Origin of the sequence: Bacillus sp. FSL P4-0334 (assembly GCF_038004825.1) — a bacterium.
Taxonomy (GTDB): Bacteria; Bacillota; Bacilli; order Bacillales; family Bacillaceae; genus Bacillus; species Bacillus velezensis.
The window spans coordinates 2,671,251-2,684,314 of record NZ_JBBORX010000001.1 but is presented as its reverse complement, the minus strand read 5'-3'; the positions used below and the strand labels follow the sequence as shown (position 1 = coordinate 2,684,314).

13 protein-coding genes and 1 riboswitch are annotated in these 13,064 nt (G+C 48.3%); of the genes, 1 reads left to right on the top strand and 12 read right to left on the bottom strand.

Annotated features, from left to right (window positions below; all coding sequences use genetic code 11):
• Window positions 1-10: 10 nt before the first annotated feature.
• From rpoZ to NSQ37_RS13735, 5 genes are all read right to left on the bottom strand, one after another.
• Window positions 11-214, bottom strand: coding sequence for a DNA-directed RNA polymerase subunit omega (gene rpoZ / locus NSQ37_RS13755; protein ID WP_003154346.1), 204 nt, complete (start codon window positions 212-214; stop codon window positions 11-13).
• A gap of 3 nt (window positions 215-217) precedes the next feature.
• Window positions 218-832 (bottom strand): guanylate kinase, encoded by a 615-nt coding sequence (gene gmk, locus NSQ37_RS13750; protein ID WP_003154347.1) that lies wholly within the window; start codon window positions 830-832, stop codon window positions 218-220.
• 7 nt (window positions 833-839) lie between these two features.
• Window positions 840-1,109, bottom strand: a complete 270-nt coding sequence (gene remA, locus NSQ37_RS13745) for an extracellular matrix/biofilm regulator RemA (RefSeq protein ID WP_003154355.1) — start codon at window positions 1,107-1,109, stop codon at window positions 840-842.
• Between the two features lie 76 nt (window positions 1,110-1,185).
• Window positions 1,186-2,061 carry a YicC/YloC family endoribonuclease gene (locus NSQ37_RS13740; RefSeq protein WP_007409745.1) on the bottom strand — a complete coding sequence of 292 codons (876 nt, stop codon included), beginning with the start codon at window positions 2,059-2,061 and terminating at the stop codon, window positions 1,186-1,188.
• Between the two features lie 81 nt (window positions 2,062-2,142).
• Window positions 2,143-4,815: a calcium-translocating P-type ATPase, SERCA-type gene (locus NSQ37_RS13735; protein WP_025284709.1), complete on the bottom strand. Its 2,673-nt coding sequence runs from the start codon at window positions 4,813-4,815 to the stop codon at window positions 2,143-2,145.
• 119 nt (window positions 4,816-4,934) lie between these two features.
• On the opposite strand from NSQ37_RS13735, the gene NSQ37_RS13730 reads away from it, so the two are divergent.
• Window positions 4,935-6,641 carry an Rqc2 family fibronectin-binding protein gene (locus tag NSQ37_RS13730; RefSeq protein ID WP_043021141.1) on the top strand — a complete coding sequence of 569 codons (1,707 nt, stop codon included), beginning with the start codon at window positions 4,935-4,937 and terminating at the stop codon, window positions 6,639-6,641.
• A gap of 439 nt (window positions 6,642-7,080) precedes the next feature.
• Here NSQ37_RS13730 and NSQ37_RS13725 read toward each other — a convergent pair whose 3' ends face one another.
• From NSQ37_RS13725 to NSQ37_RS13695, 7 genes are all read right to left on the bottom strand, one after another.
• On the bottom strand, window positions 7,081-7,569 hold the full coding sequence (locus NSQ37_RS13725) for a precorrin-2 dehydrogenase/sirohydrochlorin ferrochelatase family protein (protein ID WP_015239834.1): 489 nt from the start codon (window positions 7,567-7,569) through the stop codon (window positions 7,081-7,083).
• Complete coding sequence (locus NSQ37_RS13720; protein WP_012117524.1) at window positions 7,550-8,335, bottom strand: sirohydrochlorin chelatase; 786 nt, start codon at window positions 8,333-8,335, stop codon at window positions 7,550-7,552. Before NSQ37_RS13720 ends, NSQ37_RS13725 begins: the two co-directional genes overlap by 20 nt.
• Window positions 8,336-9,109 carry a uroporphyrinogen-III C-methyltransferase gene (cobA, locus tag NSQ37_RS13715; RefSeq protein WP_007409740.1) on the bottom strand — a complete coding sequence of 258 codons (774 nt, stop codon included), beginning with the start codon at window positions 9,107-9,109 and terminating at the stop codon, window positions 8,336-8,338.
• 124 nt (window positions 9,110-9,233) lie between these two features.
• Window positions 9,234-9,827: an adenylyl-sulfate kinase gene (gene cysC / locus NSQ37_RS13710; protein WP_007611313.1), complete on the bottom strand. Its 594-nt coding sequence runs from the start codon at window positions 9,825-9,827 to the stop codon at window positions 9,234-9,236.
• Window positions 9,828-9,840: 13 nt separating this feature from the next.
• Entirely contained in the window at window positions 9,841-10,989 is a 1,149-nt protein-coding gene (sat, locus tag NSQ37_RS13705) for a sulfate adenylyltransferase (protein ID WP_043021069.1), read from the bottom strand.
• A 48-nt stretch (window positions 10,990-11,037) separates the two neighbouring features.
• Complete coding sequence (locus NSQ37_RS13700; protein WP_015239832.1) at window positions 11,038-12,102, bottom strand: inorganic phosphate transporter; 1,065 nt, start codon at window positions 12,100-12,102, stop codon at window positions 11,038-11,040.
• A gap of 12 nt (window positions 12,103-12,114) precedes the next feature.
• Complete coding sequence (locus NSQ37_RS13695) at window positions 12,115-12,816, bottom strand: phosphoadenylyl-sulfate reductase (RefSeq protein WP_003154369.1); 702 nt, start codon at window positions 12,814-12,816, stop codon at window positions 12,115-12,117.
• Between the two features lie 127 nt (window positions 12,817-12,943).
• Window positions 12,944-13,048, bottom strand: a riboswitch (SAM riboswitch).
• Between the last annotated feature and the right edge of the window lie 16 nt (window positions 13,049-13,064).

Below are 13,064 nucleotides of genomic sequence, written 5' to 3'. Positions count from 1 at the left end.
CGTGTGCTTGTTATTCGCTGTCTTCTCTTTCAAACGAAAGCAGGCCCGCGTCAATTTCTTCTAAAGCTTTGCCTACATATTTGTGAGAAATGGTATGTTCAATCTGCTGGTCTTTTTTGATCTGCATTTCACGCGCGCGTCTTGCAGACACGGTCACCAGCGTATATTTAGAATCTAATTTATTCATTAAAGAGTCAATTGACGGATCTAACATAAGTTATTCTACCTCCAGCATTTTCTTATATCTCGGAGCGACGCGTTCACGTTTTAAGTGCTCGGCGAGAACGATTGCGTTAATCTTATCACAAGCCGTTTGGATATCGTCGTTTTCAACGACATAATCATACGCGTCCATCATTTCGATTTCAGCTTTTGCGGCATTCATTCTGTTTTCGATTAAATCGTCGGTTTCAGTTCCTCTTGTCACGATTCTGTTTTTCAGCTCAGAAAGACTCGGCGGCGCTAAGAAGATAAACAGGCCTTCCGGAAATGCATTCCGCACTTGGAGCGCGCCCTGCACTTCAATCTCTAAGAAGACGTCTTTTCCTTCTTGAAGCGTCTGTTCGACATAATCAACGGGCGTCCCGTAATAGTTGCCGACATATTCTGCCCACTCAAGCAGTTTGTTGTTTTCAATCATGCGTTCGAATTCATCTCTAGATTTAAAGAAATAATCGACGCCATCGACTTCGCCCTCTCTCGGGTTTCTCGTCGTGACTGAAATTGAGTATTCAAATTTCGTGTCCTGTTGTGAAAATATTGCTTGCCGAACCGTTCCTTTTCCAACTCCGGAGGGACCTGAGAGAACGATTAATAACCCTCTTTCTTTCATGCGGCAATTACCCCTGCCCTTCATCCATAATTTCTTCTTTCACAGAAAGTCTGTGTGCAACTGTCTCAGGCTGGACGGCAGATAAGATAATGTGATCACTATCCATGACGACAACTGCACGGGTTCTTCGTCCGTATGTAGCGTCTATTAGCATTCCGCGGTCTCTTGCATCCTGGATCATTCGCTTTATTGGCGCAGACTCCGGGCTGACAATCGAAATCATCCGATTGGCGGAGATGATATTGCCAAATCCGATATTAATCAGTTTAATCGTCATCTTCTACGTTCCCCCTGTAAAATAGACGTCTCTAGTGTAACCTGAAGAGGCCGTCTGTAAACAATACGCACAGTCGCTATTCTATATTTTGCACTTGTTCCTTCAATTTTTCAATAGAACTTTTCATTTCAACGACAAGCTTTGTGATTTGATGATCATTGGCTTTTGAGCCGATCGTGTTCGCTTCTCGGTTAAGCTCCTGAACAAGGAAATCAAGTTTGCGGCCGACTGCCCCGCCTTCTTTTAATATATCACGGAATTGAACAAAATGGCTCTTCAACCTGGTAATTTCTTCCGTTATATCAGAACGATCGGCGAAAATGGCGCATTCCGTGATCAGCCTGCTTTCGTCGAGCGCATCCTCCGTCCATTCCTTCATTCGGGCGTAAAGACGCTCGCGGTATTGAATAACAACGGCCGAAGCGCGCTCTTTCACCTGTTCGGACAGCGTCTCAAGCCGCTCGATGTGCAGAAAGCAGTCTTCCGCCAAAAGCCGTCCTTCTTTTTCCCTCATGTCACAAAGTTCCTTTACAGCCAGCTCAGCGGCTTCCCTGATGACTTCTTCAAGCTTGTCATCACGCATCTGTTCTTCGTGTATCTGCGCAATATGTTCAAATTTAAAGAACTCCATTGCATCGGGTTCTGCGGCCAGGCTGTAGCGCTCTTTCATGACGCGTGCGGCGCTCACATATTCATCAAGGAGCTCCCAATCGATGTTCAGGCTTCTTTTTATGAGCGCGTCACTGTTTACAGTGAGAAACAGCTCTACTCTTCCGCGCTGTATATGCTGCAATATCGTTTGTTTCAGCTTATCCTCTACATATAGCAAAGGCCGTGGCAGGCGGGCGTTCACTTCTTTGAACCGGTAATTGACGGATTTCAATTCAACGGTTGCCGAGAGATCGCCTTTTGTGCTGCTTGCGCTGCCGAAGCCTGTCATACTCCGTATCATATGAAACACCCAATTCTTTCCCGTTATCAAAATAAAAGGGCAAGAGACATGCTATTACCCCTAAGATTATATCATATGGAATTATTTTTTTCTTGTCAAAAGTGAACCCGCCAGCAAAAAAGTAGGTATGCCCGACATACCGATAATCAGCATCCAATCGCCCGGCGTAATCGGCACTGTTTTGAATATCGGCTGCAGCGGCGGATAATAGATGACGATGACCATCAGGAAGATAGAAGAAATGATGGCCCCGAGCAGATAGATATTTTCAAACGGATTCCGGGAGAAAACAGACGTTTCGCTCCGGCAGTCAAACACGTGTATAAGCTGAGCCAGGACAAGAGTCGCGAATGCAACGGTCTGTGCGTAGGGCAGATTTTCAGGATTGCGGTGATAGACGATGATAAACGCTAAAATGGTTGCAGCTCCGATTAAAAACCCTCTTGATACGACTTTCCAGCCCAGTTTTCTCGCAAACACTCCTTCTTTCGGGTGCCGCGGCTTCCGCCTCATCAGGTCTCCTTCCGGCTGATCCATACCGAGGGCCATCGCCGGCAGCCCGTCAGTGACTAAGTTCACCCACAATATCTGAATCGGAACGAGCGGCAGCGGCAGAGCGAGAAGCATCGCAAACAGCATCACTAAAATTTCACCGACGTTGGAGGCGAGCAAATAACGGACGAATTTTCTTATATTTTCATAGATATTCCGTCCCTCTTTTATGGCTGATTTAATCGTAGCAAAGTTATCATCTACCAGAATGAGAGAAGAGGCTTCCTTTGCCACATCCGTTCCCGTCACGCCCATGGCAACGCCGATATCTGCCTGCTTTATGGCCGGCGCGTCATTAACCCCGTCTCCCGTCATGGCGACGACGTGTCCGTTTTCCTGGAACGCTTTGACGATTTTCAATTTATGTTCAGGCGACACGCGTGCGAAGACGTAGACATCATCGACCGTTTCGATAAGTTCTTTCTCCGTAAGCTCATTCAGCGTCTTGCCGTCCATCACACGCCCCTTTTTCGGAAGAAGACGCAAATCTTTTGCAATGGCCTTTGCCGTTTCGACGTGATCCCCTGTGATCATAACCGTTTTAATGCCGGCTTCACGGCATTCTTTAATCGCCTGTCTGACCTCCGGACGGGGCGGATCAATCATGCCTGACAAGCCGAGTATCGTCAGATTTTTTTCCGCCTGCTCCATTGTCGGCTTTTCTCCGGGCTTAAGCGGTTTATAAGCAATCGCGATCGTACGCAAAGCTTGCGACGCCAGCTCTTTCAGAACCGCTTCCGTTTCTGCTTTCTTTTCTCCTGAAAATGGCGCGCTTCTTGCGTCGTACATCAGATGTGACGAGCGGTCAATCAGCACATCGGGCGCTCCTTTAGTGATGACGAACTGCTTTTTTTCCTGATCCTCTACAATGACGGTCATCATTTTGCGGACGGAGTCAAACGGAAACTCGGCAACCACGCGGTAGTGCCCGCTGAGCCAATCGTTTGAATAGCCGCCCTTTCTTGCAGCCGTCAGCAGCGCTCCTTCTGTCGGATCGCCGTCGAGTACATAATGGCCGTCTTTCAGTGCGATTTCGGATGTGTTGCACAACGCGCCGAAAACCAGCATCTGTTCAAGAATCTTCTCATCTTTCGGCTTGATTTCCCGCTCATCTCGGGTGAAAACGCCCTCCGGCTCATAGCCGATGCCTGACACTTTAAATGTTTTTCCCCCTGACCACATATGGGTGACGGTCATTTTGTTTTGTGTCAGCGTGCCGGTTTTATCAGAACAAATGACAGAGGCGCAGCCCAATGTTTCAACCGCCGGAAGCTTTCTGACAATTGATTTTTGTTTGATCATGCGCTGGACGCCGATTGATAATGCCACCGTAACAATGGCGGGAAGCCCTTCCGGAATCGCGGCGACGGCCAATGACACCCCGGCCAAAAACATGCTGTAAAGCTCATGTCCCTGTAAGACGCCGACTGCAACGACCAATACCGTTAAAAGGAGCGCGACGATAATTAAAATTTTGCCGAGCTCTTCAAGTCTTCGCTGCAGCGGTGTTGAAAGGCTGCCGGCGGATTCCAGCATATCGGCGATTTTCCCCATTGCCGTATTCATTCCTGTACCGACGACGACGCCGACACCGCTGCCGCGCGTTACGATCGTACCCATAAACGCCATATTGCTGATGTCGCCTAACGAAACATCCGGCTTTCTCAGTTTATCAGCTTGTTTAACCACCGGAATTGATTCCCCGGTCAGCGCCGATTCCTCAATTTCAAGGCTTTTCGCTTCAACGATCCGCACATCCGCGCCAATCCGGTCGCCGCTTGAAAATTTCATGATATCGCCGGGAACGAGCTCCTTGGACTGAATTTTCTTCCAGCTCCCGTCCCGCAACGCTGACACATACGGAGTTGACAGCTCTTTTAATGCGTGTAAAGACTTTTCCGCCCGCCGCTCTTGAAAAAAACCGAGAACCCCATTGACAAATACAATCGCCATAATCGCTACGGCATCTACATATTCGCCTAAAAACCCGGATATTAAGGTTGCCGCCAGCAGCACGAGCACCATAAAATCTTTAAATTGGGCGAAAAACACGGCGATCGCCGGTGTCCTCTTGCCCTCCTGAAGCTCGTTCGGTCCGTGCTTTTCAAGGCGTTTTTTCACCTCTTTTTCGGTCAACCCCTGTTTAATGGACGTATTTGTTGCTTTCAGCAAATCGGTTTGTCCCATTTCATGAAACTTCATTCTTCTCGTCCACTCCCCTGCCTCGCTTTAGAGATGTCACTCTGTAAACAAGCTTATTCTGACTCGTCCCTTTTCATGCTATAATTATCGAATGCAGGAAGAAGGAAAGGGTGTTTTATATGTCTTTTGATGGCATGTTTACATACGGAATGACACATGAATTAAACAGCCGGATCGCCGGAGGCCGGATTACGAGAGTCCATCAGCCTTTTAAGCACGATGTGATATTTCATATCCGCGCTAACGGAAAAAACCATAAATTATTATTATCGGCGCATCCGAGCTATTCACGGGTGCACATGACAAACCAGGCCTATGAAAATCCGAGCGAGCCGCCGATGTTTTGTATGCTGCTCAGAAAGCATATAGAAGGCGGATTTATTGAGAAAATAGAACAGGCCGGATTAGACCGGATTATGATATTCCGCATAAAAAGCAGAAATGAAATCGGCGACGAAACCGTCAGAACGCTGTATGTTGAAATTATGGGACGGCACAGCAATATTATTCTGACTGACGGAGAAGGAGCCATCATCGACGGACTGAAGCATTTATCTCCGTCGATGAACAGCTACCGGACCGTTCTGCCGGGCTATGATTACAAGCTTCCTCCCGCTCAGGAAAAAATTTCGCCGCTTGCCGCGGATGAAGAGGACGTTTTGCGTTATCTCAGTTTTCAGGAAGGACGGCTTGACCAGCAGATCGTCAGACACTTCTCCGGTGTTTCTCCGCTGTTTGCAAAAGAAGCCGTGCACAGAGCGGGCCTCGCTAACAAAATAACGCTGCCGAAGACGCTGATTGAAATGTTCCATGCCGTGAAAGATTGCAGGTTTACACCGAACATTACGACAGCCGGCGGAAAGGAATACTTTTATCTCCTGTCTCTCACACATGTAAACGGTGAGGAGCGCACCTTTCACTCGCTGAGTGAACTGTTGGACCGGTTTTATTTCGGCAAGGCGGAACGCGACCGCGTCAAACAGCAGGCTCAGGATCTCGAGCGGTTTGTCGCAAATGAACGGAAAAAGAACGCCAATAAGATAAAAAAGCTGGAAAAGACGCTCGACTACTCAGAAAATGCGAAGGAATTCCAGCTATACGGCGAACTGCTGACGGCGAATTTGTACATGCTGAAAAAAGGTGACAAAGAAGCGGAAGTCATCAATTATTATGATGAAGAAAGTAAGACAGTGACCATCCCTTTAAATCCGAACAAAACACCTTCAGAAAACGCGCAGATGTATTTTACAAAGTATCAAAAGGCGAAGAATTCCGTCGAGGTAGTAAAAGAACAGATCCGTCTGGCCGAGGAGGAAATTGCTTATTTCGATCAGCTGATCCAGCAGCTCTCCTCCGCCTCCACAAAGGATATTCACGAAATAAGGGAAGAGCTTGTGGAAGGCAAATATCTGCGACCGAAACAGCAGCGAGGACAGAAAAAACAGAAGCAGCACGTTCCTGTTTTGGAGCAATATGAATCTTCACGGGGATTGACGATTCTTGTCGGCAAAAACAATAAACAAAATGAGTACTTAACGACAAAAGCTGCCGCAAGGGATGATTTATGGTTCCACACGAAAGACATTCCCGGTTCCCACGTTGTGATTAAAAGCAACGATCCGGATGAACAATCCATACTGGAGGCGGCTGCGATCGCCGCTTATTTTTCCAAGGCGAAAGATTCCGGCTCCGTTCCCGTTGATTATACAAAAATCAGACACGTGAAAAAGCCAAACGGCGCAAAGCCCGGATTTGTCACCTATGACAGCCAGCATACCGTATTTGTCACACCTGATGCCGACCTTGTCATACGGCTGAAAAAATAAACGCACCTCCAAGCTGAAACCCGCACTCAGCTTGGAGGTGTTTTTTATTACGTATAAACGGAGACGACACTCTCCCAGCCGTCAGAACCGATCTTTACAATATCTGATCAGTTTCCCGTCATGTCTGCCTGATCCGCCGGGGCCGTCTCGGATTAAAGCAGTCACACCTGATTTGGCGGCGGATACTGTCACCTTCCCTCGCCGCACCTGAGCACATCCGGGCAGTCAATATAATCATGCCGGGTCTCTGACCGTTCCTTTGTATGCGGGCAGAGTCCGGCGGCATTGGGATCAGATACATATTCCGCATCACTTCGCAATCCTGACCGCTTGTCGGCATATACCGTTCAAACTGCCCGCTTTCGTTTTGAATTGTTCACATTCGGGGACTGTGAGGACAGTATAAAAACACCCTGCCTGCTGACAGACAAGGTGTTTTTTATGGTCTTCTTCTTTTCTCAAATAATCGATCCACTTCTTCAGCCAAATCAGCAGTAATGAGAGGCTCTATGTCCTCAGCCAGTCTTTTCGTATGTGCCGGGCTTGCGCCGCTTGTTGATACGGATACTTGAATGCGCCCTTTGCGGATGATCTTCGGCATATACACGCTGCCCTGTTCAGCATCGCTTACACAATTGACCAGCTGCGTTTCAGAAGCGCTCGCGGCTATCTCCTGATTCACGCTGCGGTCATTTGTCGCGGCAATGATGAAAAAAGCGGGCGCGAGATCCTTCATTTCAATTTTACGGGAAACCCAGCGGATGCGCCCTTCATCCGCCAGCTGTTTAATTTCGGGCAGGGCATCGGGACTGATTACAGTAATATCTGCGCCTTCCGGAAGCACCGTTTTGAGCCTTCTTAAGGCAACATTGCCTCCGCCCGCGATGATAATTCTTTTTCCGCTTAAATTAATGTGCAGAGGCAGCATACTGTCCCCCCTTAAAATCAAACTGACCGCCGGGGTTTCGAACAGCTTCTGACACACGGTTCAAAAACGCCTGCTTAATATGCGGGTGAAAACCTAAGTATGAAGCGAGATGAACATTTTGATTGACCGTTTGAAGCTTTTGAACTTCCCGTTCAATCTCAGTCATTAAAAGCCCGGTAAACAGAAGATATGGAACGATAAAAACGGGTGCTCCGTCATCCTCTTCAAGGCCGGCAAACACTTCTTTATAGTGCGGATCACATGCTGTTAAAAAACAAGGGATGACTTCTTTAACAGGTGTAATCGCCTCAAGTTTTCCGGCAATCTCACTGACTGCGTTCTTAACTGCCGGATCTGTGCTTCCTCTTCCGATCAGCACCACTTTCGCCTGCTCAATGGGCACTCCGGTATCTTCAATGCGATGATGCACCGCTTTTACGACTTCATCGTCCACTCCGATCGGAACACCATATGTCACTTTTATATCGGGATGCAGGGCCGCCGCACGGGCGATTTCAGCCGGAATGTCATGTTTTGCGTGGGCAGCGGTCAACAGCAGCAAAGGCACGGCCGCAATATGAGTGGCGCCTTGTCTGACACATGCTTCAAATCCCGCTTCAATAGACGGTTCCTGCAGTTCTAAAAAACAAATTTCCTGAATGGGAGCGTCAGCGTGCGGCATGCACCCTTTTAAAAACGCCGCCGACTCTGTCTGCGCTTTTTTCATCCTGCTTCCGTGCCCGATGTATAAAATCGCCTGCTTCATTTACAACGCCTCGCTCAAATCCAGATTTTTCTGTTCAGATGCATACCAGTCCAGTTTGCAGTGATAATTGACGACATCGCCGATAACAATTAAGCTCGGGTTTTTGATTTCTTCTTTTATCACTGTGTCTGAAAGCGTGCCGACGGTGCAGACGACTGTTTTTTGCCTGTCCGTCGTTCCCCAATGAATAAAGGCTGCCGGGGTGCCGGCGTCTCTGCCGTTTTCCAGCAGCATTCTTTCAATCTGCCGGATATTTTTAATTCCCATATAAATCACCAGCGTATCAATGCCCGTCGCCAGCGCTTTCCATTTTTCTTCAAAGTCGTCTTCTTGTTTATAATGTCCCGTAACGAATGCGACATTGGAGCTCGCCTCTCTGTGCGTCACGGGAATGCCGGCATAAGCAGCAGCCGCGATTCCTGATGTAATGCCGGGAACGATCTCAAACGGAATGGCGTTTTGTGCGAGAGCCTCCGCTTCTTCGCCTCCGCGGCCGAAAACAAACGGGTCGCCTCCCTTGAGCCTTACAACGGTTTTCCCCTTTTTCGCATACTTCACAAGGAAACGGTTGATCGTATCCTGTTTCATAATGTGAAAATCCGGGAGCTTTCCGCAGTAAATCAGATCCGCTTCTTCTCCGGCATATTGTAAAATCTCTTTGCTTACCAATCTGTCATATAATATAACGTCCGCTTTCTGTATGGCTTTCATTGCCTTCACCGTTAATAAGTCCGGATCTCCCGGACCGGCTCCAACGATAAATACTTTCCCCATAGCATGTCTCCCCGATCCGTTTTGAAATCTTCCCAGAACAGCCGCGAGGCCGCACTTCAGCTATTTTACCATATCCCGCCATTGCGGGGGATATCCGGCTGATTGCGCGGCCTTTTTGGACCTATTATGCTAAGCTGTTTTTCACAAAGTCAACCAGTCTTCCGGTGCATTCTTCGCGTTCACATTTGCCTGAATCAAGTACGAGCTCAGGCGCTTTCGGCTCTTCATACGGTGAGTCGATCCCCGTAAAGAACGGAATTTCACCATTTCTTGCTTTTTTATATAAACCTTTCGGATCGCGCTTTTCACATATATCGAGGTCGCATTTCACATAGATTTCATTAAATTCGCCCTCCGCCACAAGCTCTCTCACCTGATCTCTGTCCTCACGGAACGGAGAAATAAAAGCCGTGATGACGATGGTTCCCTGCTGAACGAAAAGCTTCGCCACTTCCCCGATGCGGCGTATATTTTCCTTGCGGTCATCATCGGAAAAACCTAAGTCCTTGTTTAAGCCGTGGCGGATGTTATCACCATCAAGCACGATGACTTGATAGCCTTGTTCAAACAGCTCGCGCGCTGCGGCGTTTGCAATCGTGGATTTTCCTGAACCGCTTAAGCCCGTCAGCCAGAGGATAGAGCTTTTATGCTTGTTTTTCTGCTGGTATTCTTCTTTCGTTATTGAGGCTTCATGCCACACGATATCACGATTTGTCACTCTATTTTCCTCCTTAAGAAACGCCTGCTTCTTCTTTCGTTTTCAGCCCTTTAATCAACACCTCGACAACTTCAGGACGGCTGAATTCCGCCGGCGGCATGACGCCGCTTCGCAGCATTTCTCTGACCTTTGTTCCTGACAGAATGACGTGGTCTTCTCTGTCATGCGGGCATGTTTTGGCCGTTCCCATGTTGCCGCATTTCTGGCAGAAGAAGCTGTGCTCGAATTTCATCGGTGTAATCCCGAGTTCATCCGCTGTAAATTGATCAAACAGCTCTTGCGCTTCATATGTGCCGTAGTAATCACCGACGCCGGCATGATCGCGGCCGACGATAAAATGCGTGCAGCCGTAGTTTTTGCGGACAAGCGCGTGGAAAATGGCTTCTCTCGGCCCCGCATACCGCATAGCCGCCAAAAATACGCCGAGGAACACGCGGTCTTTCGGATAATAATGATCGAGCAGCACCTGGTAGCTTTCCATTCTGACATCCGCCGGAATGTCATCTGATTTTGTTTCACCGACGAGCGGGTTCAAAAACAGGCCGTCAACCGTCTCAAGCGCGGTTTTTTGGATATATTCGTGGGCGCGGTGAACCGGATTTCTCGTTTGGAAACCGACGATGGTTTTCCAGCCCTTTTCTTCGAAGCTTCGTCTTGTATCGGCAGGTTCAAATGTAAACTCGGGAAACTGCTTTGACGCTTTTTTAACTAATGTGATCGGCCCGCCGATATACGTATCGCCGCGTGAAAATAATTTTTTCACGCCCGGATGCGCGGCATCATCGGTTTTATATACGTGAACGGCTTCTTTTTGTTTATCCGGCGTATAAATATCTTCGATGTCGACTACGCCGTATGTTTCTCCGCCGTAAGTCAGTTTCACCGTGTCGCCGACGGCAAGCTCAGCCGCTTTTTCTGAATCGACCGGAAGCGTGATCGGCAGGGACCAGACAACCCCGGATGCCAGACGCATATTTTCAACGACTGACACGTAATCTTTTTCTGTGAAAAATCCTTCAATCGGGCTGTACCCCCCGATCCCGATCAGCTCTAAATCAGCGAACGAAATCAAATCAAGCTCAATTTCTTTTTGGACGGATGTAAGATCATACTGCTCATTTACCCGATTAATTAATGTTCCTCCGTGCGGTGCTAAACTCATAATACATGATTCCTCCCAGTTAACAGATAAATAAACTCAGATTAATAGTTAAATGCCTCCGCCTTGTTCATGGACAGAGCGTTTCTCTTTTCGGATGGCTTTCATCAGACTGGCGGCTCCGCCAGCTGCCAAAAGCACGCTGGCCATCATAAAGATGGAATAGTAATCTCCTTTTAACAGCAGGGAGACAAGCAAATACGAAATCGACAGTGACAAAAACGGTGAAACGACCCATACTTTGAGCATCGTTTTCACGACTTCTTTATGAAAAACGTTCGGCCCGTTTTTGGCCATTCCGATACCGATAATTGATGATGATGTGACTTGCGCCAATGGGACCGGCAGACCGAAGACGGAACTGATAATGACAAGCCCCGCGCCGGTTCCTGAAAGCAGTATGCCTTCTCCGGCTGAAAATCTCGTAATCTTTTTCCCGTTAGTTTCAAGCACTTTGCGTCCTAAAAGCAGAGCGCCGAGAGCGACAAAGATGCCTCCGTACAGCGTTCCTTTGGACACGCTGAGCACGCCCGCAGCAACCAAAGGGCCCACCGCATTTGCGACATTGTTCATTCCGGCTGAAAAAGCTTCCCAAAACCCCGCAATCAGCAGCACAATCCCTAAAATCTTCTGTTTCCGACTCGAAATGACTCGAATATTCAGAGAACTGAATACCTTCGAGACGAGAAACGTGAAACAGAACGCGACAAACGGTACAAGCACCCAAAAAATCACGATGACCAAAAGATGCTGTAAAAACAATACTTTGTACGCGACGCCGACACCGACAATCGCCCCGACAGTGACCTCACTCGTCGACAGCGGAATGCCGAGCACATTCGCCGTGAATAATGATAGCGCCGCCGATCCGATAATAATGCAGACAATGGTGAGCGTAATGGTTTGTTCGGGAATGATTCCGCCGCTGATCGTCTTAACGACTTCTCCGCCGCCGATAACCGCCCCTGACAGGACTCCGGCCGCGCAGATGATCAGCGCATACGTTTTCTTTTTAACGGCGCCGGACCCATAAGCGACTCCCATTGAAGCCGCGGCTCCGCTTGCTCCGATATTCATGGCAAAAAACAGGCAGAATAAAATAGCGGCTAATTCCATCGTGCAGCTCCTTTATTCATGCAGTCCGCATTCTGTTTTCGCCATGCCGTTCCATCTGCCGCTCCGCAAATCTTCCGCGGTAAACGCAGGTGAAGTGCACGGTTCACAGCCGATGCTCGGATACCCCTGATCGTGGAGGATATTGTAATCCAGCTCATGCTTGGAAGTATATCTCCAGATGTCTTTCCATGTCCAATGGATCAGCGGGCATACTTTAATCGATTGAAACTTGTCGTCTTTATTCAGGAAATTCGTATTCGCCCGGCTCGGCCCTTGATCCCGGCGAAGGCCGGACAGCCATGCCGGATGCCCTGCGAGCGCTTCTCTTAACGGCAGAATTTTTCTGATGTAGCAGCACTGGTTCGGTTCTCTTTCCCACAGTTTATCTCCGTGCGCCTCGGCCTGTTCTTCAAGAGTAAGGCTGGGCTTTTTCAGGATAATGTTCAGTCCCGGGTAACGCTCTTTCACTTTTTCGATCGTTTCATATGTTTCTTTAAAGTGAAGACCCGTATCGAGAAACACGATTTCCGCGTCTTTCTTTACTTTAGAAATTAAATCGATCAGGACGATGCCTTCAATCCCGAAGCTGCACGCGTAAACAAGCTGGTCTCCGTAGTGGCCGTATGCCCATTTTAAAACGGACAGCGCGCCTTTATAGGAATCGTCTTCCGGAAATGTAATCGCCGGCTCTTCCCATGTGTCATACGTTAGCATTTTTCCTTTCCTCCTCCCGGAGACAATCAAACAGCTGTTGTTTTCTGCCGGTTGTCTTATCCCTCAATCTTTTTTTCATATAAAAAACTTTCAATCCAGCGGAATGAAAGACAGTGACCCGGTATAGCCCTTATCTTCAAAATGCTGTGCATTTTTCTGGATGCGGCACCTTGCATGACACGCAGGTTGCCGGGCGTCATCGGTCCAGTCCCTCAGCCGCTCTTGATAAGCTTTTTAGATTTGTACTA